We start from the raw sequence: 22,346 nt of genomic DNA on the forward strand, positions 1-22,346 counted from the left end.
TCGGTGCAAGGCCGTTTCCTAGAGTTTTTTCTGCAGGACCTTCGATCTGCGGTTGTAGTTGTAAAGCGCCTGTTTACGCTTGGGCAGGTGGTCGGGACTGCTGTCGACGAAGCCGCGTTCCTCGAACCAGTGCTCGGTGCGGGTCGTCAGCACGAAGAGCTTCCTGAAGCCGGATTTCTTGCCGGTCTTCTCGGCGGCCTCGAGCAGCATCTCGCCGAATCCGCGGCCTCGGAAGTCGGCCGCGACCGCCAGACACGCGAGCTCGGCCGCCTGCTCTTCGGGAAACGGATAGAGCGCCGCGCAGCCGGCGATGACGCCGTCGGACTCGAGCACCAGAAAGCGCTCGATCTCGATTTCGAGCAGTTCGCGCGAGCGTCGCACGAGGATGCCGTCGCGCTCGAGCGGCTCGATGATGCCGAGGATGCCGCCGACGTCGTCGATGGTCGCCGGACGCAGCGTTTCGAGCGGCGCGGGCGTGATCAGCGTGCCGACGCCGTCGCGCGTGAAGAGCTCCGAGAGCAGTGCGCCGTCGCGGTGGCGGCTGATGAGGTGCGCGCGCTTCACGCCCTGGGTGCAGGCGGTAACCGCGCACGGCAGGTAGTAGGTGACGTCCTCGGGCAGCGCGCGCGCTTTTGCACGGCCGGCCTTGTCGAGCACCTGGCGGGCTTCGTTGACGGTCAGCGCGTTGTGGATCGTGCGGCCCTTGCCCGGAACGCCCTCGGTGTTCATCAGGAAGATCAGCTTGTCGGCAGCGAGTTCGACCGCCGCCTGGGTGGCGACGTCTTCGAGGCTCAGGTTGAATATCTCGCCGGTCGGTGAATAGCCGATCGGCGACAGCAGCACGATGTCGTGCTGGTCGAGGCGCCGCCGGATCGCGGCCGCGTCGATCTTGCGGACTTCGCCGGTATGCAGCAGGTCGACGCCGTCGCGCACGCCGAGCGGCTGCGCAGTGACGAAGTTGCCCGAGGCGACGCGGATGTCGGCGCCCGCCATCGGGGTATTGGCGATGCCGAGCGACAACAGCGCCTCGATCTCGACGCGTACCGTGCCCGCCGCTTCCTTGACGCAGGCCAGCGCGGCGTCGTCGGTCACGCGCAGGCCGCTCACGTAGCGGATGTCGGTGCCGTTTTCGGTCAGCCGCGCCTCGACCTGCGGCCGCACGCCGTGGACGAGCACGAGGCGCACGCCGAGGCTGTTGAGCAGGTTGACGTCGTGGGCCAACTGGACGAAGCCTCCCTCCGCGACCAGTTCGCCGCCGAAGGCGATGACGAAGGTCTTGCCGCGGAAGCCGTGGATATAGGGCGCGGCGGAGCGAAACCAGTGAACGAAATTCGTCGTGTCTTTCAAGGGACTGGCCTGGCGGAGGGCTGGGTAGGGAGGAGAAGGATACCGAAAAATCCCGCCCCGTCGGCGGGATCGGGCTCGCGCGCAAAAGCCCGTGACGAAGCGGAGGGCGGCTTCAGAAATCGCCCCAGAGCGTCTGCATCGCAGCCAGCGCCGCGAGTGCAGCGGTTTCGGTGCGCAGCACGCGCGGGCCGAGGCGGATCGGCACGGCGCCGGCCGCATGTAGCGCCGCGATTTCGTCGGCTTCGAAACCGCCTTCCGGGCCCGCGATCAGGACGTCGCGTCCGCTCGGCGCGGCGAGATCGGCGAGTCGGGCCTGCGCAAGCGGCGAGAGGAACAGCAGACGCTCGTCGGTGCCCGTGCCGAGCCACTGGGCGAGCGGCAACGGCGCCGCGATCGACGGCAGCCGGTTGCGCCCGCACTGCTCGCAGGCGCTCGCGACGACGCCCTGCCAGTGCGCGACGCGTTTCTCGGCGCGCTCACCGGCGAGCTTGACGACGCTGCGCTTGGCGGCGATCGGCTGGATCGCCGTCACGCCGAGTTCCGTCGCCTTTTGCAGCGTGTAGTCCATGCGCTCGCCGCTCGATATCCCCTGCGCCAGCGTGATTGCCAAACGCGATTCGCGTTCGATCTCGCGAAAGCCCGTGATCGCGACCGCAACCTCGTCCCGGGTGATGCGCTCGACACTGGCCGTGTATTCGCCGCCGCGACCGTTGAACAGCGTGAGCGCGTCGCCTGCCGCGAGCCGCAGCGCGCGGGCGGCGTGACGCGCCGGGCCGGCGGGCAGGCCGAAGCGGGCGCCGAGGCTCAGCGTCTGGTCGAGGAAGAAGCGCGGGGAGGACATCTTGCTATTATGCCGGGGTTGTCCCGTAACTCTGTGGAGCGCTCATGGTTTCCCTCACTACGCCGGTATGCGATTTCGGCTGGAAAGCCCCGGATTTCAGCCTGCCCGGCGTCGACGGCATGGCGTGGACGCCGCTCGACGCGATGGGACCGAAGGGGCTGCTGGTCATGTTCATCTGCAACCACTGCCCCTACGTCAAGGCGATCCGCCCGCGGCTCGTGCGCGATCTCGCCGAACTCAAGCGCGACCACGGTATTCATGCGATCGCGATCATGTCGAACGACCCGGCCGAATATCCCGAGGATTCGTTCGAGAACATGAAGCAGGTCGCGCGCGACTTCGATTTCCCGTTTCCTTACGTCATCGACGAGACGCAGCAGGTGGCGAAGGCTTACGGTGCCGTGTGCACGCCCGACTTCTTCGGGTTCAACCGCAGCTTCGAGCTGCAGTACCGCGGTCGCTTCGACGCGTCGCGCAAGGAGACGGCGCCCGAAGACGCGCGCCGCGACCTGTTTGAGGCGATGAAGGAGGTCGCGGCCACCCAGCGCGGGCCGGCCGAACAGATTCCGAGCATGGGCTGCTCGATCAAATGGAAGGAGGCCTGACATGGTCGTCAGTCGGGGGCACTGGGAGGGGGTCTACCGCGACAAGGCGGCGGACCAGGTGAGCTGGTTCCAGCCGAGCGCCACGTCGTCTTACCGGCTGGTCACCGAAGGTGCCAAGCCCGACGCGCGCATCATCGATGTCGGGGCCGGGGCCTCGGTGCTCGTCGACGAGCTGCTCGACGCGGGCTATCGCAATCTGACCGTGCTCGACCTCGCGGAGGCCGCGCTCGACGTCAGCCGCGCGCGGCTCGGCCCGCGCGGCGACGCCGTCGAGTGGATCGCGGCCGACATCACCGAGGCTGCGCTGCCGCAGGCGTATTACGACGTCTGGCACGACCGCGCGGTGTTCCATTTCCTGACCGATCCCGCGGACCGCGCGCGCTACGTGGCGCAGGTGCTGAGGAGCGTCAAACCGGGCGGGCGCGTCATCGTCGCCGCCTTCGGCGCGGGAGGGCCGCTGCAATGTTCGGGGCTCGACGTCGTGCGCTACGCCCCGCAGTCGCTGCATGCCGAGTTCGGTGCACCCTTCCAGCTGCTCGGCCATGAAACGGAGATCCACCACACTCCCACGGGGCGTGACCAGGAATTCGTTTATTGCTACTGCCGGCGCGTCTGAACATGCTGGAAGAGGTCAAGGCCCTGGTGCGCGAAGTCGCGCAGCGTGAGGTGACGCCGCGCTTTCTCAAGGTCGCGCACAGCCACAAAGCCGACGGCAGCCTTTTCACCGAGGCCGATGCGCTCGCGCAGGCTGCGCTCGAAGTGGGGCTGCCGCGAATCCGCGACGTGCCCGTGCTCGGCGAGGAAATGACCGAGCGCGAGCAGCAGGACGCGTGGGGCGCGGGACGCGAGGGACTGTGGTGCGTCGACCCGATCGACGGCACCTCCAACTTCGTCGCCGGCGTGCCCTACTTCGCGATCTCGGTGGCCTATCTCTACAAGGGCGAGCGCCAGCTCGGGGTCGTCTACGACCCGATCGCCGATGAGATGTTCAGCGCCGTACGCGGCCAGGGCGCGCATCTGAACGGCACGCCGCTGCCCTTGCGCCCGCCCGTGCAGGATCTGCGCCGCGCGCTGGCCGGCGTCGAGATGAAACGCATCGACCGTGAACTGGCGGGGCGGCTCGCCTCGTGGCCGCCCTACGCGTCGCAGCGCAACTTCGGCGCGTCGACGCTCGACTGGTGTTACACGGCGGCGGGCCGCTTCGACATCTATGTCCACGGCGGGCAAAAGCTCTGGGATTACGCTGCCGGCGCGCTGATCCTCGAAGAGGCCGGCGGCCGCCTCGCCAGCCTGACCGGCAGCTTCGACATTGCGAGCGTGTGGGAGCGCTCGGTCGTCGCCTCGGTGAGTCCGGACTTGTTCGAGCAGTGGCGAGACTGGCTCAAGGCGGCGGGCGCATAAGCGACCGCACAGCCGGAATAAAAAGATTTTAACCGCCGCTTATTGAATTCCCACCTTAGCTTCGGGGGTTAAGCCCTTGTCCGCGCAAGGCTTTCGCGCTGTTCGGCCTTCGCTTGCGAAAGCCCGGCCTCGTGACGGATAATCAGCGTTTTTGCATATTCTGCCCAAGCTGTCGCCGCACGGCTGTTCCGGGCGAGGGTGCGAGATTTTTTTCTTAGCGAAGGGACCGCAATGCCAACCCGTACCGACCTGTCGAACGCCATCCGCGCACTCGCGATGGATGCAGTCGAAAAAGCGAAATCCGGCCACCCCGGCGCCCCGATGGGCATGGCGGAAATCGCCGAGACGCTGTGGAACCATCATATGCGTCACAACCCGGTCAACCCCAAGTGGGCCGACCGTGACCGCTTCGTGCTGTCGAACGGTCACGGCTCGATGCTGATCTATGCGCTGTTGCACCTGACCGGTTACGACCTGTCGATGGACGACCTCAAGCAGTTCCGCCAGTTGCACTCGAAGACCCCGGGCCACCCCGAGTACGGCTATGCGCCCGGCGTCGAGACGACGACCGGCCCGCTCGGCCAGGGCATCACCAACGCGGTCGGCATGGCGATGGCGGAAAAAGTGCTGGCGCACGAATTCAATAAGCCCGGCCACAGCATCGTCGACCACCACACCTACGTGTTCCTCGGCGACGGCTGCATGATGGAAGGCATCTCGCACGAGGCCTGCGCGCTCGCCGGCACCTGGAAGCTCAACAAGCTGATCGCGTTCTGGGACGACAACGGCATTTCGATCGACGGCCACATCGAGCACTGGTACACCGACGACACGGCCAAGCGTTTCGAAGCCTACGGCTGGCAGGTCATCCCGAACGTCGACGGCCACGACGTCGTCGCGATCGAAGCCGCGATCCAGAAGGCCAAGGCGAGCAGCGACAAGCCCACGCTGATCTGCTGCAAGACGATCATCGGCAAGGGCTCGCCGAACAAGGCCGGTACGCACGACGTGCACGGCGCAGCGCTCGGCCACGACGAAGTCGAGGCGACCCGCAAGAACATGGGCTGGAATTCGCCGGCGTTCGAAGTGCCGGCCGACATCTACGCCGGCTGGGACGCGAAGACCAAGGGCCAGGGGCTCGAGACGCTGTGGAACAACAAGTTCGCCGAGTACAAGAAGGCCTTCCCCGCCGAAGCCGCCGAATTCGAGCGCCGCATGAAGGGCGAACTGCCCGCCAACTGGAAGGCGCACGTCGCCGAGAAGCTGGCTGCGATCAACGCCAAGGGCGAGACCGTCGCCACGCGCAAGGCCAGCCAGATCGCGATCAACGCGCTGGCTTCCGCGCTGCCGGAGTTCCTCGGCGGTTCGGCCGACCTGACCGGCTCCAACCTGACCAACTGGGAAGGCTGCCACCCGGTGCGCCACGGCAAGCCCGGCAACTACATCAGCTACGGCGTGCGTGAATTCGGCATGGCCGCGATCATGAACGGCATGGCGCTGCACGGCGGCCTCTTGCCCTTCGGCGGCACCTTCCTGATGTTCTCCGAATACTCGCGCAACGCCATCCGCATGGCCGCGCTGATGAAGCAGCGCGTGATCCACGTGTTTACGCACGATTCGATCGGTCTCGGCGAAGACGGCCCGACCCACCAGCCTGTCGAGCAGACCGCGACCCTGCGCATGATCCCCAACATCGACGTCTGGCGTCCGTGCGACACCGTCGAGACCATGGTCGGCTGGGCGCACTCGGTCGAGCGCACCGACGGCCCGACCTGCCACATCCTCTCGCGCCAGAACCTGCCGTTCATGCAGCGCGACGACGCGACGCTCGCGAGCATCGCAAAGGGCGGCTATGTGCTGAAGGATGCGGCCGGCGCGAAGGCCGTCATCATCGCCACCGGCTCCGAAGTCGAACTCGCGGTGAAGGCCGCTGACACGCTCGCCGCCGAAGGCATCGCGGTGCGCGTCGTCTCGATGCCGTCGACCAACACCTTCGACCGCCAGGACGCCGCCTACCGCGAAAGCGTGCTGCCGAAGGGCCTGCCGCGCGTCGCCGTCGAAGCCGGCGTCACCGACTTCTGGCGCAAGTACGTGGGTCTCGAAGGCGCCGTGGTCGGCATCGACACCTTCGGCGAATCGGCCCCTGCGCCCGCGCTGTTCAAGCATTTCGGCATCACCGCCGAGGCCGTCGCGGCCGCGGTCAAGAGCGTGCTGTAACTACGAGGGGTCAGGATTCAGGGATCAGGATTCAGGGGATGAGCGGGCTGCGCCCGCGTCAGAGACGACGCGGCCTTCGGCCGCTCACTCCCTGACCCCTGAATCCCGGCCCCTGACCCCTAGATAAGATTTTCAACCTGACTGGGAGACTGTAAGTGGCTATCAAAGTAGGTATCAACGGTTTTGGCCGCATCGGCCGCATGGCTTTCCGCGCGATCGCCAAGGACTTCCCGGACATCGAAGTGGTCGCGATCAACGACCTGCTCGATCCCGAGTACCTGGCCTACATGCTGAAATACGATTCGGTGCACGGCAACTTCAAGGGCGACATCGCCGTCGAAGGCAACAACCTCATCGTCAACGGCAAGAAGATCCGCCTGACCGCCGAGCGCGAGCCCGCCAACCTGAAGTGGAACGAAGTCGGCGCCGAGCTGGTGATCGAGTGCACGGGCTTCTTCCTGACCAAGGAAACCTGCCAGAAGCACATCGACGCCGGCGCCAAGAAAGTCGTGCAGTCCGCGCCTTCCAAGGACGACACCCCGATGTTCGTATACGGCGTGAACCACGAGAAGTACGCCGGCGAGGCCATCGTCTCGGCCGCTTCGTGCACGACCAACTGCCTCGCGCCGATCGCCAAGGTGCTGAACGACAACTGGGGCATCAAGCGCGGCCTGATGAGCACCGTGCACGCCGCCACCGCGACCCAGAAGACCGTCGACGGCCCGTCGTCCAAGGACTGGCGCGGCGGCCGCGGCATCCTCGAAAACATCATCCCGTCCTCGACCGGCGCCGCCAAGGCCGTCGGCGTGGTGTTGCCTGAGCTGAAGGGCAAGCTGACCGGCATGGCGTTCCGCGTTCCGACCTCCGACGTCTCGGTCGTCGACCTGACCGTCGAGCTCGAGAAGCCCGCCAAGTACGCGGACATCTGCGCCGCGATGAAGAAGGCTTCGCAGTCGGGCGACATCAGCAAGACCCTCGGCTACACCGACGAGAAAGTCGTTTCGACCGACTTCCGCGGCAACGGCTTCTCGTCGATCTTCGACGCCGAAGCCGGCATCGCGCTCGACGACACCTTCGTCAAGGTCGTGTCGTGGTACGACAACGAGTACGGCTACACCTGCAACATGCTGCGCTTCGTGCAGCACGTCGCGAAGTAAGGGGTCAGGATTCAGGGATCAGGGTTCAGGGAATGCGCGGGCGTAGCCCGCCCAAATCAGGGGTGCGGCCTCGGCCGCTCGTTCCCTGACCCCTGAATCCCGACCCCTGACCTTCAGCAGTGAGCCTTAAGGCCTGGCGCGGTTTCCAACCCCGCGCCAACCCTTAAACCTTACTTATCAGGAGAACACCCATGGCATTCATCCGCGTCACCGATCTCGATCTGGCGGGCAAGCGCGTCTTCATCCGCGCCGACATGAACGTGCCCGTCAAGGACGGCAAGGTCACGTCCGACGCGCGCATCACCGCCTCGATGCGCACCATCGAGCACTGCATGAGGGCCGGCGCCAAGGTCATGGTGACCTCGCACCTCGGCCGCCCGACCGAAGGCGAGTTCAAGGAAGAGGATTCGCTGAAGCCCGTCGTCGACGTGATCGCGCAGAAGCTCGGCAAAAACGTGCGCCTGATCCGTGAATGGACCGAGGGCGGTTTCGACGTCGCGAACGGCGAACTCGTCGTGCTCGAGAACTGCCGCGTCAACAAGGGCGAGAAGAAGAACGTCGACGAGACCGCGAAGAAATACGCCGCGCTGTGCGACGTCTTCGTGATGGACGCCTTCGGCACCGCGCACCGCGCCGAAGCCTCGACCCACGGCATCGCCAAATTCGCGCCGACCGCTGCCGCCGGCATTCTGCTCACCGAAGAGCTCGACGCGCTGGCCAAGGCGCTCGCCAACCCGGCGCGGCCGATGGTCGCGATCGTCGGCGGCTCCAAGGTCTCGACCAAGCTGACCGTGCTCGAGGCGCTGTCCGAGAAGGTCGACCAGTTGGTCGTCGGCGGCGGCATCGCCAACACCTTCCTCGCCGCGATGGGCAAGAACGTCGGCAAGTCGCTGTGTGAACACGACCTGATCCCGACTGCCAAGACGCTGATCGAGAAGATGGCCGCGCGCGGCGCCTCGATCCCGATCGCCGTCGACGTGGTGTGCGGCAAGAAGTTCGACGCCAACGAGCCCGCCGTGCTGAAGAGCGCCGACGAGGTGGCCGACGACGACATGATCTTCGACATCGGCCCGAAGAGCGCGCAGGAGCTTGCCGACATCATCGCCAAGGCCGGCACGATTGTGTGGAACGGCCCGGTCGGCGTGTTCGAGTTCGACCAGTTCGGCGAAGGCACCAAGACCGTCTCGATGGCGATCGCCAACGCCCCGGGCTTCAGCCTGGCCGGCGGCGGCGACACCATCGCCGCGATCCAGAAATACGACATCTACGACAAAGTGAGCTATATCTCGACCGCCGGCGGCGCCTTCCTCGAATACCTGGAAGGCAAGGTGTTGCCGGCCGTGGCGATTCTGGAGGAACGCGCGCAAGGCTAAGCGCCTTACGGCAAGACGCGAGGGGGAGGCTGAGGCTTCCCCCTCGGGCTTTCCGCCTTCCCTCCCTCAACGCTCCACCACAATAATGATTCGCAGAACCAAAATCGTCGCCACCCTCGGCCCCGCCTGCTCCGACGCCAAGACGCTCGATCGGATGATGGAAGCCGGCCTGGACGTGGTCCGTCTCAACTTCTCCCACGGCGTGGCGCAGGACCACATCGACCGCGCCGAACTCGTGCGTTCGCTCGCGCGTACGCGCGGTCGCGCGGTCGGCGTCCTCGTCGACCTGCAGGGGCCGAAGATCCGCATCGGCAAATTCAAGGACAACAAGATCGTCCTCGCCAAGGGCGACAACTTCATCCTCGACGCGGAATGCGCGCTCGGCGACCAGGAGCGCGTCGGCCTCGACTACAAGGAATTGCCGAGCGACGTCGCCCGTGGCGTGACGCTCCTGCTCGACGACGGCCGGATCGAACTCTGGGTCGAAGACGTCAAGGGCAGCGAAATCCACTGCAAGGTCGTGCAGGGCGGCGTGCTCTCGAATAACAAGGGCATCAACCGCAAGGGCGGCGGTCTTTCGGCCGCCGCGCTGACCGAGAAGGACATCGAGGACATCAAGACCGCCGCGGCGCTCAAGGCCGACTACCTCGCGGTCTCCTTCCCGCGCTCGGGCGCCGACATGCGCCAGGCGCGCGAGTTGCTGCGGGCCGCGGGCGGCAGGAGCCAGCTCGTCGCCAAGATCGAGCGCACTGAAGCGATCGAGAACCTCGAAGAAATCCTCGATGCGTCCGACGCGATCATGGTCGCCCGCGGCGACCTCGGCGTCGAGGTCGGCGACGCTGCGGTGCCGGCGCTGCAGAAGCGCATGATCCGTATGGCGATCGCGCGCAACAAGGTCGTCATCACCGCGACGCAGATGATGGAGTCGATGATCACGAGCCCGATCCCGACCCGCGCCGAAGTCTCCGACGTCGCCAACGCCGTGCTCGACGGCACCGACGCCGTCATGCTCTCGGCCGAGACCGCGGCCGGGCAATACCCGGTCGAAGCCGTGCAGGCGATGGACCGCGTCTGCCTCGAAGCCGAAAAGGAAGCCGAGACGCAGTTCACGCGCGAGCGGCTCGACCACAGCTTCCTGCGCGCCGACGAGGCGATCGCGATGTCGGCCGTGTTCACCTCGGTGCACCTCAACATCAAGGCCATCGCCGCGCTGACCGAGTCCGGCAATACCTGTCTGTGGATGAGCCGCCTGTCGACGCGCGTGCCGATCTACGCCTTGACACCTCAGGTCGAAACCCGTAGAAAAGTCACTCTCTTCCGCGGTGTCTATCCGATCAACCTCAAGACCGCCACCAAGGAGCGCGACGTGCTGCTCGCCGAGGCCGAGGAAGAATTGCGGCGGCGCGGCGCCGTGCGCGACGGCGACCTGATCCTGCTGACGATCGGCGAGCCGATCGGCCAGTCGGGCGGCACCAATACGATGAAGATCGTCCGTGTGGGCGCTTCGAAGAAACCCTGAATCTGAAGCACGTTTTTTACCTAGGAGAGTGTAAATGGCCCTGATTTCCCTTCGTCAACTGCTCGACCATGCCGCCGAAAACGGCTACGGTCTGCCCGCGTTCAACGTCAACAACATGGAGCAGGTCAAGGCCATCATGGAAGCGGCGGCCGCGGTCGACTCGCCCGTGATCCTGCAGGGTTCGGCCGGTGCGCGTTCCTACGCCGGCGAGCCCTTCCTGCGCCACCTGATCCTTGCCGCGATCGAGATGTACCCACAGATCCCGATCTGCATGCACCAGGACCATGGCGCCTCGCCGAGCATCTGCTTCCGCTCGATCCAGTCGGGATTCTCCTCGGTCATGATGGACGGCTCGCTGAAGGAAGACGGCAAGACCCCCGCCAGCTACGAATACAACGTCGAGACCACCCGCAAGGTCTCGGAACTTGCCCACGCCTGCGGCGTCTCGGTCGAAGGTGAACTCGGCTGCCTGGGCTCGCTCGAGACCGGCAAGGCCGGCGAGGAAGACGGCCACGGCGCCGAAGGCACGCTCGACCACTCGATGCTCCTGACCGACCCCGACGAGGCCGCCGACTTCGTCTCCAAGACCAGGGTCGACGCGCTCGCGATCGCCATCGGCACCTCGCACGGCGCCTACAAGTTCACGCAGAAGCCCACCGGCAAGGTGCTGCGCATCGACCGCGTGAAGGAAATCCACGCCCGCATCCCTAACGTGCACCTCGTCATGCACGGCTCGTCGTCGGTGCCCGAAGACTGGCTCGCGATCATCAACAGCTACGGTGGCGACATGGGCCAGACCTACGGCGTGCCGGTCGAAGAGATCGTCGAAGGCATCAAGAACGGCGTGCGCAAGGTCAACATCGACACCGACCTGCGCATGGCGTCGACCGGCGCGATCCGCAAGCACCTGGCCGAGAACAAGTCCAACTTCGACCCGCGCAAATTCCTCAAGGAAGCGACCAAGGGCATGAGCGACATCTGCAAGGCCCGCTACGAAGCCTTCGGCGCCGCCGGCCAGGCCAGCAAGATCAAGAAGGTGTTCAACCTCGAAGAAATGCAGAAGCGCTACGACAAGGGCGAGCTCGACCCCAAGGTCAACTGATCGCCGGCTAGCCGGAATCAGATGCTGGATTGAAATGGGACGCTGCGGCGTCCCATTTTTATGTTCGGCGATTCTGCGATGTTGAGCGGATCGATTCCGGGCGAGGAGCAAACCGCGGGACACTCGCTTGAGAGGCGGGAGCGCTCTCTTGAGCGGTCGTTTCCATTATTGTGGAGAGAGCCGATGGCCGTGTGACGGGAAGATCGCCCACAGGGGCGTTTGCCGGCAGTGACATTGGCCGCTTGTACTGGCCACCTGCCTCGCTTACAGTCTTTCCGGCCCGACACAGGATCGGTAACAACGAGAAGCAGGGGGAGAATCATGTCACGCACACTTGTGACGCGCGTTTGCGCGCTTGGACTCATGCTGGGCGTTGTCCCGGCCGTCACTGTCATAGTCTTACTCGGAATAGCCTACTGGAAGAACACGGCTGTTGCGCCCTATCCCACGGCAGAGGAAATCCGAAGCACTCGGGACAAAGCAATTACCTGGTTCAGAACCAATGAAGCCGCAGTGTTGGAGGACGAGAATCCGGCCCTCTGGTGGATGGTCCGCGATAGCGCGACCCTGTCGAACAATGCCTACCTAAAGGGGCTTTACTCCAAATACTATGAGCGCTATTTAGCCTCTAGGCCATCCAACGTTTGGCACCACATGTTCGATCAGAGATCGAACGTGTGGATCACGATCGACGCCCTACGGTTTCAGAATCTACCCGACTACAACATCTTCTTCCTGTACGCCCTCAGCTGCCAGACTGACCTGCAGGACGAACCGGAAGTCAGTAAATTTCTGAGTTCCGACGCATGCGGGACGATTACAAGACTGGGTTTTCTTAGAAATCCCGCCTGTGAGACCCACCAGCTGATCGGTCTTCGATTTATGCAACAGCGCGGATGCCAGGACGAAGCAAGAACCATCACATTGGTAAAAACCATGCAGGATCAGATCGCTACCGCAAGCGAGTGGGATTTTCGAGGTGTGGTGGATTTCAATATTCAACGAGCACTTGTGCTGGCCGAATCGGGCAGCTCCAACCGGATCAAACCGCGCTGGGTTCGGAGCATCATCGATGCGCAGAAAGCGAATGGCGGTTGGGCTGATTTCGACCCAATTTTGAGTTTGGGTCAGGGAGACGCTTTGGGTTGGTCAGGCTGGTCGGGGTGGCGTAAGACATTCCTGCAAATAGGAAAACCTAAACCCAATTTCCATACAACGGCGCAGGGTCTCTACTTGATGAGCTTACTGGCTGCTCATGTCTCGGGCCCCACCCCTGATGACTCCCGAAACCCAAAACGGATTTCGTTAGAGTAGAGGTTGCTCGGTCCCGAATGCAGGATTGAGCGATTACAAGGTTAGCCCAGCATCGCCTTCAACGCTGCCAGCCCGATCGCCAGACTGACGTCAACGACGGCGCTCCTCCGCCGCCGGCGGGTCAGCGCTTGTTGCCGCCGCCGAGCAGCAGGACCAGGCTACCAATCGCGATCGCGCCCACGCTCGCCCACACTGGGATGCTGACCGTCTCTTTGTCTTCCACCGAAAACTCGATCGGGCCAAGCTGGGTCTTGTGGGTCTCCTTGGTATAGCTGAAACCGCCGTACACCAAGCCCAGCGTGCCGGCCACGATCAGGACGATAGCTGCAAGTTTCGCTGCGTTCATTCGGTCCTCCGGATTAGCCACGAATCGGCGAAGCGTCGCCGCCGATCGCCCCGCCGACCATGACGGGAATAAGGACGGGTGTTTGCATGGGTGTCATCTCGGCTCCTTTTTTTGACTGTAAATTCCGCGATGGCAAGCAAGCGCAATGCCTAGCAAGCAAGTGGTTGATATGTCGCCGGTTCCAATGAAAGTCCGGGCGGTCTAGTGTGACGCACTGTGCCAGTGCCTGACAAAAATCAGAACCCGCCGGTCTTGGAGAACGCGGCCTCACTTCCCGATCAGGATGGTGCCGGGCGGGACCCGATTGCGCAACTCGCGGCGAGTTCCCCGGGGGGGCTGATCGCCGGGCGGGGGGATGGAACGCGGAGAGGCGGCAATCGCTGGGCGGGAGCATCTGCCCGAGCACCATGTCCGCTCCGCTGCTGCAATGCCTCGCGCGGAGGGTCATACGAACGGTTCCGTCATACGAACGGACACTCAGCGGATACGCCGTGAAGGGCCGCTCTGAATCGATGACGGACTTTTGGTCGCACCCCTCGGGCGGTGCGCGGCGGAACTTTCCGATGGGTAGACCTCAGCCCAGCATCGCCTTCAACGCCGCCAGCCGGTCGCTGCCGCTGGCCTTCGCTTCCGCGGTCGTCGGTTTTTCCGGCATGCGCACCTCATCGCCCAATTCATCGATGAAGCGTGACGGATCGCAGGCGACCGACTCGCGGGCGCGCTTGCGGCGCGAGCAGTAGGACAGCGTCAGCGACTTGCGCGCGCGGGTGACGCCGACGTACATCAGGCGGCGCTCCTCTTCGAGGCGGCCTTCGTCGACCGCGTCGCGGTGCGGCAGGATGTTCTCCTCGACGCCGACCAGGAAGACGTGGCCGAATTCGAGTCCCTTGGCTGCGTGCAGGGTCGACAGGCGTACGGCGTCGGACTCTTCCTCTTCGCGGCCTTCGAGCAGCGTGATCAGCGCGATGGTTTGCGTCAGCTGCAGCAGGTTCTTCTCGTCCTCTTCGCCTTTTTTCGTAATCCAGGCGGCGAATTCGAGTACGTTGTTCCATTTGCTCTGCGCCGCGCGCTGGTCGTCCTGGTCGAAGAGATAGACCTCGTAGCCGATCGTCTTCAGGAGGTCGTCGAGCAGTTCGCCGGCCGGCTCGCGCGCGACGCGCTCCTCCATGCGGTTGATGAAGTTGCAGAACTCGGTGAGTGGCGTGAGATGTCGCTCACCGATCTGTGATGCGGCGGCGGCCGAAAAGACTGCCTCGAACAGGCTGACGTGCAGGGTCGCGGCGACCTGCCCGAGCTTTTCGAGCGTGGCGGCGCCGATGCCGCGCTTGGGCGTGGTGACGGCGCGAATGAAGGCAGGGTCGTCGTCGCTGTTGGCGATCAGGCGCAGGTAGGCGATCACGTCCTTGATTTCCGCCTTGTCGAAGAACGACTGGCCGCCCGAGAGCTGATAGGGCACCTTCTCGTTCCGGAGCGCCTGCTCGAACACGCGCGCCTGGTAGTTGCCGCGGTAGAGGATCGCGTAGTCGCGCCACTCGGTGCGGTGCTGGAACTTGTGCGATAGCAGGCGCATGACGACCGATTCGGCCTCGTGCTCGTCGTCCTTGGTCGGCATGACCTGGATCGCGTCGCCGTGGCCGAGGTCGCTCCACAGGCGCTTTTCGAAGAGCTTGGGGTTGTTGGCGATGAGGCTGTTGGCGGCCTTGAGGATGCGTACGGTCGAGCGGTAGTTCTGCTCGAGCTTGACGACATGCAGATGCGGGTAGTCCTCGTTGAGCTGCCTGAGGTTGTCGGCCGAGGCGCCGCGCCAGCCGTAGATCGCCTGGTCGTCGTCGCCGACCGCGGTGAACGCGGCGCGCACGCCGGTGAGCTTCTGCAGTAGCCGGTACTGCGCGACGTTGGTGTCCTGGTATTCGTCGACGAGGATGTGGCGCAGGCGGTTCTGCCACTTCTCGCGCAGCTCGGCGTGGGTGTCGAGCAGTTCGGCCGGCAGGCGGATCAGGTCGTCGAAGTCGACCGCCTGATAGGCGCGCAGCGTCGCGTCGTAGCGGTCGTAGATCTTTGCGTACACGCGCGCGTTGTCGTCCTCAGCCGAAGCCAGGGCGGCGGCGGGCGACTTGAGCTCGTTCTTCCACAACGAGATGCGCGACACCGCGCGGCGGATTTCCTGCTTGTCGGTGGTCTTGATGATCTCCGACACGATGCCGGCGGCGTCGGCCGAATCGAGGATCGAGAATGCGGGCTTGAGCTCGGCGAACTTCGCGTCCTCGCGCAGCATTCTGAGGCCCATCGAGTGGAAGGTCGTGACGATCAGGCCCTTCGTGTTGACCCCGTGGGTCAGCTTGGCGGCGCGCTCGGCCATCTCGCGCGCGGCCTTGTTGGTGAAGGTGATCGCGGCGATCGAGCCCGGCTTGTAGCCGCACTCGCCGATCAGGTAGGCGATCTTGTGCGTGATGACGCGGGTCTTGCCCGACCCCGCCCCGGCCAGCACGAGGAGCGGGCCGTCGAGGTATTTCGCCGCTTCGCGCTGCGGCGGGTTGAGCGCTGCGAGCAGGCTCATGCCGTGCCGAATTCGCGCTCGAGCCAGGCGTTGATGGCGTCGGATTCGTAAAGCCAGGTCTCGCGCCCGTCGTCGTCCCTGATCCGCAGGCACGGCACCTGCGGCTTGCCGCCGCCGGCGACGAGCGCCGTGCGATGCGAACCTTCGGTGCGCGCGTCGCGCAGTTCGATGTCGAGCGACAGGCGCCGCATCGTGCGCCGCGTCTTGAGGCAGAACGGGCAGGTCGGGAAGTGGTAGAGCGCGAGCTTGCGGGTGCGTGCGTCGACCGCGCGTTGCGCCTCGGGCGGGCGGACGACGCCTTTGGGACGGCTCAGCCAGTGGCCCAGCAACAAGAACGGGCCGAGGATAAGACGCAGGGTTTTGAAAAACAGACGGATCAGCGGTTTCATGGCGCGGGTGTCGCGAGAGGTTGAAGCGGGGGCGCTATGATGGCGAATCGAACCAGCGCGAAGACCCGTATTTTATATGCCTACCTATGCCATCGGTGACATTCAGGGTTGCCACGAGCCCTTGCTGCGCCTGCTCGACGTCGTCCGTTTCGACGCGGCTTCCGACCGCCTGTGGTTCGTCGGCGACCTGGTCAACCGCGGGCCCGATTCGCTCGAAACGCTGCGTTTCATCCGCGGCCTCGGCGACGCCGCCGTGTGCGTGCTCGGAAACCATGACCTGCACCTGATCGCGCTTGCCGCCGGCCACGGCCGGGCGCACAAGGGCGATACGCTCGACGCGGTACTGGCGGCGCCCGACCGGGACGAGCTGCTCGGCTGGCTGCGGCGGCAGAAGCTGGCGTGGCGCGAGGGCGACTGGCTCATGGTGCACGCGGGCGTGCTGCCGGGCTGGACGGCGGACGAGGTCATGCGTCACGCGGCGGAGGCCGAGGCCGTGCTCGCGGGCGCCCACTATCGCGACTTTCTCGCGCAGATGTACGGCAACGCACCGGTCGCCTGGGACGACGGGCTCGAAGGCGTCGAACGCCTGCGCGTCATCGTCAACGCCTTCACGCGCCTGCGCTACTGTTCGGCGGCCGGCGAGATGGAATTCCACCATAAAGGCGCGCCCGGCACGCAGCCGTCGGGCTGGCTGCCCTGGTTCGACGTGCCGGCGCGCAAGAGCGCGGATCTTGCCGTCGTCTTCGGCCACTGGTCGACGCTCGGCCTCGTCAACCGCGACGACCTGATCGCGCTCGATACGGGCTGTCTGTGGGGCGGGGCGCTGAGCGCCGTCAGGCTCGAGGATCGGCAGGTGTTCGCGGTGAAGTGCCGTCAGGCGCGGTCGCCGACGGGCTGACGCCAAGCAGGTCGGCAACGGCGCGCTCGGCCTGCGCGGCGAGTTCGCGGCGATGGCCGTCGGGCGCGATCGGTTCGCCGAACTGGAGCTCGGCGACGAGGCCCGGTTCGCTTGCGATCTGCCGGAGGCTCTGCCACATGCCGACGCCGTCGATATAGGCCGGTGCCGTGCTTTGTTCGCCGTGGAGCGTGCGGTAGCGCAAGGCGGCAGGCACGATCGGGCAATTCAGTTCGACCGCCGGCTGCAGCAGCGAAGGCAGGAAACGCCGCAGACCGCGGCCGTCGCTTGTCGTACCCTCGGGAAACACGGCGACCCAGGCGCCCGAGGTCATCAGCGCGCGCATCTCGCCGTTGACGCGCGCCGTATCGGCACGGCGGCTGCGTTCCAGAAACAGCGTTCCCGACTTGTGCGCGAGCCAGCCGGCGATAGGCCACTTCCTGACCTCGGCCTTGGAGACGAAATGCACGCGCCGCGCGGCGTAGATCAGGTAGATGTCGAGCCAGGACACGTGATTGCAGACGAGCAGCGCGCCCCCGGACAGGTGCGGCACCGCCCCGGCGCGCAGTTCGACGCCGAGCACCGCGAGCAGGCGGCGCGACCAGCCGACGATCAGCGCATCGCGCTGGCGTGATCCGAGCAGCGGGAACACGGCCCCCGCCAGGGCCACGCCCCACAGCACGTGCAGCAACAGCCGGAGAATGCGGTAGCTGCGGCGCACGGTGACGCGCAACGACTCGGTTGCAGGCGCCTCGGTCATGGCAAGCGCGGCGCGTGAGGCCGATGGCCGCAGGGGAGGCGCACGCGAACGGGCGTCGAGCGACGCGGGCGAAAGCAGCGGTCTTTTTTCAGTGCGACACGCGGCTCACCCCGCCGCCAGAAAGTACGCGCACGCGGTCGCCGACGCGGAATTCCTCGTCGGCGGCCTGGGTGACGGCGATCAGTCGTCCCGAATCGAGCTTCACGGTGATCTCGATGCCCTGGTCGCGGGTGACGGCCTCCTCGGCCGCCGCGCCGCCGAGGCCGCCGAGCACTGCGCCGACCGTCGCACCAACCACGCTGCCGCGCCCGCCGCCGACCGAACTGCCGGCGACGCCGCCGACGACCGCGCCGGCCCCCGCGCCGACCGGCGACTTCGTGCCTTCGATCGAGACCATGCGCACCGATTCGACGACGCCCATCTGCACTTCCTGCACGTTCCGCGCCTGACCGCGGCTGTAATCCTTGCCGCCCGTGCCCGCCGGGCATCCGCCGAGCACCAATACGAGCGGCAGGAGCGACAGGACCATCAGCTTGCGAGACGACGAAAACATCGCGCACTCCTCATATCGGACATAGTGTTGGTATAGCCCACCGGGCGTGGCCCGCGCTGCCCTGTCGCGTCGATCGGGTGACAACGCCTGGCCTCGAACAAAATGCGGTCGCGTCAAATGCGCGTGCCGAATGCGGTTTCGAGCCGGGCCACGATGGCGTCGCGGCTCGGGGCGTGATTCTGGCCGCCGCGATGCTCGATCTTGATCGCGCCCATCACGCTCGCGAGCTGGCCCGCGGTCTCCCAGTCGAGTCCGGCGGTGATGCCGTAGAGGATGCCGCTGCGATAGGCGTCGCCGCAACCCGTGGGGTCGAGGACGGCTTCCGGGCGCACGGCCGGGATTTCGATCGCGCGTCCCGCGGTGTGGATCACCGAGCCTTCGGCGCCGCGGGTCACGATCAGGGCTTCGACGTGGCGCGCGAGCGTGTCGAGGTTCTCGCCGGTACGACTCTGCAGCAGCTCGGCCTCGTAGTCGTTGAGGATGACGTAGCGCGATTTGTGCACGCACTCGAGCAGTTCCTCGCCGGAGAACAGCGGCATGCCCTGGCCCGGGTCGAACACGCAGGGCACGCCGGCTTCGTGAAAGCCGCGGATGTGCTGCAGCATGCCGTCGCGGCCGTCGGGCGAGACGATGCCGAGCTTGACGTCGGGGACGGCGCGCACGTCGTTCTCGTGCGAGAAATTCATCGCGCCGGGGTGGAAGGCCGTGATCTGGTTGTCGTCGAGGTCGGTGGTGATGAAGGCCTGCGCGGTGTAGGTGCCGGCGACGTGGCGGATGTATTCGCGCGAGATCGCTTGCGCGTCGAGGCGCTCGCCGTAGATGCCGAAATCGTCGCCCACGGTCGCCATGATCAGCGGCTCGCCGCCGAGCAGCTTGAGGTTGTAGGCGATGTTGCCGGCGCAGCCGCCGAATTCCCTGCGCATTTCGGGCACCAGAAACGACACGTTCAGCATGTGAATCTTGTCGGGCAGGATGTGATGCTTGAAGTGGTCGCGGAACACCATGATCGAGTCGAAGGCGAGGGAACCGCAGATGAGCGTGCGCATGGTCGGTAGGCGGGCGGGCCGCGAGGATGGAAAGGCAGCCGCGATTATACGCAGGGCCGGGGTGGCGGCCGGCCGGCGAGACGGCGCATCCGGCCGGGATGCGTTCAGCCGAGCAGGACCAGTCCCCAGACCGCGGCGGCGTTCACGAGACTGATCATGACCGCCGCGCTGCCCATGTCCTTCGCGCGCTTGATGAGCGTGTGATGTTCGAGCGAAATGCGGTCGGTTGCCGCCTCGAGCGCCGAATTCAGCAGTTCGACGATGAGCACCAGCAGCACCGCACCGATCATGAGCGCGCGCTCGACACCCGTGTGGCCGAGCACGAGCGCGAGCGGCACGAGCAGCAGGGCGAGAACGCTTTCCTGGCGGAAGGCGTCCTCGCTCTTGAAGGCGGCGACGAGGCCGGCCCGCGAATAGCCGAGGGCGTTCCACACGCGCCTGAGGCCCGTTTTCCCCTTGAACGGACTCGGCGGCTCGATCACGCCGCGGGCTTGTAGGCGAGATCGAGCTCGCGCGCGGCCTTGACGTCGTCGAGCCGGCGCACCGGCAGCGTGTAAGGCGCGCCCTTGACGAGGTCGGGATTCGTTTCGGCTTCGTGCTTGATTGTCTTCATCGCGTCGACGAAGCCGTCGAGCGTCTCGCGGCTCTCGGTCTCGGTCGGCTCGATCAGCAGGCATTCGGGCACCAGCAGCGGGAAATACGTCGTCGGCGCGTGGTAGCCGTAGTCGAGCAGGCGCTTGGCGAAGTCCATCGCCGAGACGCCGGTCGCATCCTTGAGCTTCTTCAGCGTGACGATGAATTCGTGGCTCGCGCGCCGCGTCGGGTAGGCGAGATCGAAGCCGGCCTCGCGCAGCTTCGCCATCAGGTAGTTGGCGTTGAGCGTCGCGTATTCGGCGACGCGGTGCATGCCTTCGCGGCCGAGAAGGCGCGCGTAGACGTAGGCGCGCATCAGCACGCCGGCGTTGCCCATGTTGGCCGACATGCGGCCGATCGACTGCGGCAGGTCGGCCTCGGTCGCGAGCCGGTAGAAACCGTTGTCGTTGAGCACGAGCGGAATCGGCATGAAGGGCAAGAGGCGCCCGGAGACGCCGACCGGACCCGCGCCCGGCCCACCGCCGCCGTGCGGGGTCGAGAAGGTCTTGTGCAGGTTCATGTGGATGACGTCGAAACCCATGTCGCCCGGTCGCACCTTGCCGAGGATCGCGTTGAGATTCGCGCCGTCGTAGTAGAGCAATCCGCCCGCGTCGTGGACGATCTTCTGGATCTCGGCGATCGTCTTCTCGAACACGCCGAGCGTCGACGGATTGGTCAGCATGAGTCCCGCAGTCTGCGGGCCGACCGCGGCCTTCAGTGCAGCGAGGTCGACCGCGCCGGTGGCGTCGGTCGGAATTTCCTTGACCGTGTAGCCGCACATCGTCGCCGTCGCCGGGTTGGTGCCGTGCGCCGCGTCGGGGACGATGATCTCCCGCCGCGCGGCATCGCCCTTCGCGTCGTGGTAGGCGCGGATCATCGCCACCCCGGCGAATTCGCCGTGCGCGCCGGCCATCGGCGCCATCGACACGCCGGCCATGCCGGTCACGTCCTTCAGCATCTCCTGCAGCTCGAACATGCTGGCGAGAAAGCCCTGCCCCGTCTCGTCCGGGCTCGCCGGGTGGCGCGCGAGGAACTGCGGCAGCATCGCGAGCGAATTGCACGCGCGCGGGTTGTACTTCATCGTGCACGAGCCGAGCGGGTAGAACTGCGTGTCGATCGAGAAGTTCTTCTGCGAGAGGCGCGTGTAATGGCGCACGACGTCGAGCTCGGAGACTTCGGGCAATGCGGGCGCGTCCTTGCGGCGCAGTTCGGCAGGCAGGTCGCCGAGGTCGCCGCCGGTGGCGGGCAGCTGGGCGGCGGCGGTGCGGCCGGGGCGGGAATGGTCGAATATCAGCATGTTTTCTAGGGGTCAGGGATTCAGGGTCGATAGGGGTCAGGATTCAGGGATCAGGATTCAGGGGAATGAGCGGGCAAAGCCCGCACCGATCTGATGATGCGGCTTCGCCGCGCATTCCCTGACCCCTGAATCCCGACCCCTGACCCCTTTATTTCAGAGCCGCCAAAGCGGCCTCGTAATTCGGCTCCTGCTTGATCTCGGGAACGAGTTCGGCGTGGAGCACCTTGTTGGCCTCGTCGAGCACGACCACGGCGCGGGCGGTGACGCCGGCGAGCGGGCCGCTGGTGATCGCGACGCCGTAGTTCTTCATGAACTCGGCGCCGCGCATGGTCGACAGCGTCACGACCTTGTCGGTGTTCTCGACGCCGCAGAAGCGGCTCATCGCGAACGGCAGGTCGGCCGAGATGATCAGCACGACGGCGTTGCCGACGGCGGCGTCGTTGAATTTCTTGGTCGACGTCGCGCACACCGGGGTGTCGAGGCTCGGCACGATGTTGAGGATCTTTTTCTTGCCGGCGAAGTCGGCCAGCGAGACGTCGGCCAGATCCTTGTTCACGAGCTTGAAGTCGGGCGCGGTGTCGCCGACCTTGGGGAAGCTGCCTGCGATGTCGATGGGGTTGCCGCCTAGGGTCACTGCCATGTCTCTTCTCCTTGAATCACGTCTGTCAAACCTCGGGCGATCGCCCGTCTCTCTCTGCGCTTCGTTCAGCCGGCTTGCTGGTCGAAACGCGCCAGGTGCTCGTCGATGTTCTCGCGCAGCATCTTCTCGTACTGGTCCATGAAATAGGCGATCGCGGCTTCCTTTTCGGCGACCATCTGTTCCTTGCTGCCCGCCGCTGCCGCGATGACGAAGGCGTTGAAGCGCGACGCCGCGAACAGCGCCGCGGCGCTGACCCGGCTCGGCTTGGTCTCGCTCAATTGGGTGTTGGCTACCGCGATGTAGGCATCGGCCAGGTCGTAGAACTGCTTGTCGCGCGTCACGTCGCTCATGGGG

The 22,346-nt window shown here is 65.6% G+C and carries 22 protein-coding genes; 10 read left to right on the plus strand and 12 right to left on the minus strand.

What is annotated here, in order from left to right; all coding sequences use genetic code 11:
* Positions 1-18: 18 nt before the first annotated feature.
* Positions 19-1,347, minus strand: a complete 1,329-nt coding sequence (gene argA, locus TBD_RS00780; RefSeq protein WP_011310667.1) for an amino-acid N-acetyltransferase — start codon at positions 1,345-1,347, stop codon at positions 19-21.
* A gap of 112 nt (positions 1,348-1,459) precedes the next feature.
* Complete coding sequence (locus TBD_RS00785) at positions 1,460-2,188, minus strand: 16S rRNA (uracil(1498)-N(3))-methyltransferase (protein WP_011310668.1); 729 nt, start codon at positions 2,186-2,188, stop codon at positions 1,460-1,462.
* 44 nt (positions 2,189-2,232) lie between these two features.
* Here TBD_RS00785 and TBD_RS00790 point away from each other — a divergent pair, with 44 nt between their 5' ends.
* From TBD_RS00790 to TBD_RS00830, 9 genes are all read left to right on the plus strand, one after another.
* Entirely contained in the window at positions 2,233-2,793 is a 561-nt protein-coding gene (locus tag TBD_RS00790; RefSeq protein WP_011310669.1) for a thioredoxin family protein, read from the plus strand.
* A gap of 1 nt (position 2,794) precedes the next feature.
* Positions 2,795-3,409, plus strand: coding sequence for a class I SAM-dependent methyltransferase (locus tag TBD_RS00795; protein ID WP_011310670.1), 615 nt, complete (start codon positions 2,795-2,797; stop codon positions 3,407-3,409).
* Positions 3,410-3,411: 2 nt separating this feature from the next.
* Positions 3,412-4,194 (plus strand): inositol monophosphatase family protein, encoded by a 783-nt coding sequence (locus TBD_RS00800; RefSeq protein WP_041432834.1) that lies wholly within the window; start codon positions 3,412-3,414, stop codon positions 4,192-4,194.
* A 231-nt stretch (positions 4,195-4,425) separates the two neighbouring features.
* On the plus strand, positions 4,426-6,411 hold the full coding sequence (gene tkt / locus TBD_RS00805; protein ID WP_011310672.1) for a transketolase: 1,986 nt from the start codon (positions 4,426-4,428) through the stop codon (positions 6,409-6,411).
* Between the two features lie 155 nt (positions 6,412-6,566).
* Positions 6,567-7,568 (plus strand): type I glyceraldehyde-3-phosphate dehydrogenase, encoded by a 1,002-nt coding sequence (gene gap / locus TBD_RS00810; protein WP_011310673.1) that lies wholly within the window; start codon positions 6,567-6,569, stop codon positions 7,566-7,568.
* A 191-nt stretch (positions 7,569-7,759) separates the two neighbouring features.
* Positions 7,760-8,941, plus strand: a complete 1,182-nt coding sequence (locus TBD_RS00815; RefSeq protein ID WP_011310674.1) for a phosphoglycerate kinase — start codon at positions 7,760-7,762, stop codon at positions 8,939-8,941.
* 85 nt (positions 8,942-9,026) lie between these two features.
* On the plus strand, positions 9,027-10,460 hold the full coding sequence (gene pyk, locus TBD_RS00820; RefSeq protein ID WP_011310675.1) for a pyruvate kinase: 1,434 nt from the start codon (positions 9,027-9,029) through the stop codon (positions 10,458-10,460).
* Positions 10,461-10,494: 34 nt separating this feature from the next.
* Complete coding sequence (fba, locus tag TBD_RS00825) at positions 10,495-11,562, plus strand: class II fructose-bisphosphate aldolase (protein WP_011310676.1); 1,068 nt, start codon at positions 10,495-10,497, stop codon at positions 11,560-11,562.
* A gap of 321 nt (positions 11,563-11,883) precedes the next feature.
* A complete protein-coding gene (locus tag TBD_RS00830) occupies positions 11,884-12,876 on the plus strand; it encodes a hypothetical protein (protein ID WP_148202987.1) in 993 nt (330 codons plus the stop codon).
* Positions 12,877-12,997: 121 nt separating this feature from the next.
* On the opposite strand, the gene TBD_RS00835 is transcribed toward TBD_RS00830, so the two are convergent.
* From TBD_RS00835 to TBD_RS00845, 3 genes are all read right to left on the minus strand, one after another.
* Positions 12,998-13,222, minus strand: a complete 225-nt coding sequence (locus TBD_RS00835) for a hypothetical protein (RefSeq protein WP_011310678.1) — start codon at positions 13,220-13,222, stop codon at positions 12,998-13,000.
* 574 nt (positions 13,223-13,796) lie between these two features.
* Positions 13,797-15,779: a UvrD-helicase domain-containing protein gene (locus tag TBD_RS00840; RefSeq protein ID WP_011310679.1), complete on the minus strand. Its 1,983-nt coding sequence runs from the start codon at positions 15,777-15,779 to the stop codon at positions 13,797-13,799.
* Positions 15,776-16,168 carry a glutaredoxin family protein gene (locus TBD_RS00845; protein ID WP_011310680.1) on the minus strand — a complete coding sequence of 131 codons (393 nt, stop codon included), beginning with the start codon at positions 16,166-16,168 and terminating at the stop codon, positions 15,776-15,778. The genes TBD_RS00840 and TBD_RS00845 overlap by 4 nt, the downstream gene beginning before the upstream one ends.
* 76 nt (positions 16,169-16,244) lie before the next feature.
* On the opposite strand from TBD_RS00845, the gene TBD_RS00850 reads away from it, so the two are divergent.
* Complete coding sequence (locus tag TBD_RS00850) at positions 16,245-17,066, plus strand: symmetrical bis(5'-nucleosyl)-tetraphosphatase (RefSeq protein WP_011310681.1); 822 nt, start codon at positions 16,245-16,247, stop codon at positions 17,064-17,066.
* Here the strand turns inward: TBD_RS00850 and TBD_RS00855 are convergent.
* The 7 genes from TBD_RS00855 to TBD_RS00885 form a co-directional block, all read right to left on the minus strand.
* A complete protein-coding gene (locus TBD_RS00855) occupies positions 17,002-17,823 on the minus strand; it encodes a lysophospholipid acyltransferase family protein (RefSeq protein ID WP_011310682.1) in 822 nt (273 codons plus the stop codon). The genes TBD_RS00850 and TBD_RS00855 overlap by 65 nt on opposite strands.
* An 88-nt stretch (positions 17,824-17,911) precedes the next feature.
* On the minus strand, positions 17,912-18,376 hold the full coding sequence (locus TBD_RS00860; protein WP_011310683.1) for a hypothetical protein: 465 nt from the start codon (positions 18,374-18,376) through the stop codon (positions 17,912-17,914).
* 113 nt (positions 18,377-18,489) lie between these two features.
* Positions 18,490-19,422, minus strand: a complete 933-nt coding sequence (locus tag TBD_RS00865) for a carbohydrate kinase family protein (protein WP_011310684.1) — start codon at positions 19,420-19,422, stop codon at positions 18,490-18,492.
* 104 nt (positions 19,423-19,526) lie between these two features.
* Positions 19,527-19,904, minus strand: a complete 378-nt coding sequence (locus tag TBD_RS00870) for a diacylglycerol kinase (RefSeq protein WP_011310685.1) — start codon at positions 19,902-19,904, stop codon at positions 19,527-19,529.
* Positions 19,901-21,352, minus strand: coding sequence for an aminomethyl-transferring glycine dehydrogenase subunit GcvPB (gene gcvPB, locus TBD_RS00875; RefSeq protein ID WP_011310686.1), 1,452 nt, complete (start codon positions 21,350-21,352; stop codon positions 19,901-19,903). Before gcvPB ends, TBD_RS00870 begins: the two co-directional genes overlap by 4 nt.
* 148 nt (positions 21,353-21,500) lie before the next feature.
* Complete coding sequence (gene tpx / locus TBD_RS00880) at positions 21,501-21,992, minus strand: thiol peroxidase (protein ID WP_011310687.1); 492 nt, start codon at positions 21,990-21,992, stop codon at positions 21,501-21,503.
* Positions 21,993-22,057: 65 nt separating this feature from the next.
* Positions 22,058-22,342, minus strand: coding sequence for a DUF3144 domain-containing protein (locus TBD_RS00885; protein ID WP_011310688.1), 285 nt, complete (start codon positions 22,340-22,342; stop codon positions 22,058-22,060).
* Positions 22,343-22,346 lie beyond the last annotated feature (4 nt).

Source organism: Thiobacillus denitrificans ATCC 25259 (assembly GCF_000012745.1).
Taxonomy (GTDB): domain Bacteria; phylum Pseudomonadota; class Gammaproteobacteria; order Burkholderiales; family Thiobacillaceae; genus Thiobacillus; species Thiobacillus denitrificans_B.

What these genes read in the sequence shown, in the direction of transcription:
- TBD_RS00785 (WP_011310668.1), bottom strand. Translation starts at nt 2,188, where the DNA reads ATGTCCTCCCCGCGCTTCTTCCTCGACCAGACGCTGAGCCTCGGCGCC.
- TBD_RS00790 (WP_011310669.1), top strand. Translation starts at nt 2,233, where the DNA reads ATGGTTTCCCTCACTACGCCGGTATGCGATTTCGGCTGGAAAGCCCCG.
- TBD_RS00795 (WP_011310670.1), top strand. Translation starts at nt 2,795, where the DNA reads ATGGTCGTCAGTCGGGGGCACTGGGAGGGGGTCTACCGCGACAAGGCG.
- TBD_RS00800 (WP_041432834.1), top strand. Translation starts at nt 3,412, where the DNA reads ATGCTGGAAGAGGTCAAGGCCCTGGTGCGCGAAGTCGCGCAGCGTGAG.
- tkt (WP_011310672.1), top strand. Translation starts at nt 4,426, where the DNA reads ATGCCAACCCGTACCGACCTGTCGAACGCCATCCGCGCACTCGCGATG.
- TBD_RS00815 (WP_011310674.1), top strand. Translation starts at nt 7,760, where the DNA reads ATGGCATTCATCCGCGTCACCGATCTCGATCTGGCGGGCAAGCGCGTC.
- pyk (WP_011310675.1), top strand. Translation starts at nt 9,027, where the DNA reads ATGATTCGCAGAACCAAAATCGTCGCCACCCTCGGCCCCGCCTGCTCC.
- fba (WP_011310676.1), top strand. Translation starts at nt 10,495, where the DNA reads ATGGCCCTGATTTCCCTTCGTCAACTGCTCGACCATGCCGCCGAAAAC.
- TBD_RS00830 (WP_148202987.1), top strand. Translation starts at nt 11,884, where the DNA reads ATGTCACGCACACTTGTGACGCGCGTTTGCGCGCTTGGACTCATGCTG.
- TBD_RS00835 (WP_011310678.1), bottom strand. Translation starts at nt 13,222, where the DNA reads ATGAACGCAGCGAAACTTGCAGCTATCGTCCTGATCGTGGCCGGCACG.
- TBD_RS00840 (WP_011310679.1), bottom strand. Translation starts at nt 15,779, where the DNA reads ATGAGCCTGCTCGCAGCGCTCAACCCGCCGCAGCGCGAAGCGGCGAAA.
- TBD_RS00845 (WP_011310680.1), bottom strand. Translation starts at nt 16,168, where the DNA reads ATGAAACCGCTGATCCGTCTGTTTTTCAAAACCCTGCGTCTTATCCTC.
- TBD_RS00850 (WP_011310681.1), top strand. Translation starts at nt 16,245, where the DNA reads ATGCCTACCTATGCCATCGGTGACATTCAGGGTTGCCACGAGCCCTTG.
- TBD_RS00855 (WP_011310682.1), bottom strand. Translation starts at nt 17,823, where the DNA reads ATGACCGAGGCGCCTGCAACCGAGTCGTTGCGCGTCACCGTGCGCCGC.
- TBD_RS00860 (WP_011310683.1), bottom strand. Translation starts at nt 18,376, where the DNA reads ATGTTTTCGTCGTCTCGCAAGCTGATGGTCCTGTCGCTCCTGCCGCTC.
- TBD_RS00865 (WP_011310684.1), bottom strand. Translation starts at nt 19,422, where the DNA reads ATGCGCACGCTCATCTGCGGTTCCCTCGCCTTCGACTCGATCATGGTG.
- gcvPB (WP_011310686.1), bottom strand. Translation starts at nt 21,352, where the DNA reads ATGCTGATATTCGACCATTCCCGCCCCGGCCGCACCGCCGCCGCCCAG.
- tpx (WP_011310687.1), bottom strand. Translation starts at nt 21,992, where the DNA reads ATGGCAGTGACCCTAGGCGGCAACCCCATCGACATCGCAGGCAGCTTC.
- TBD_RS00885 (WP_011310688.1), bottom strand. Translation starts at nt 22,342, where the DNA reads ATGAGCGACGTGACGCGCGACAAGCAGTTCTACGACCTGGCCGATGCC.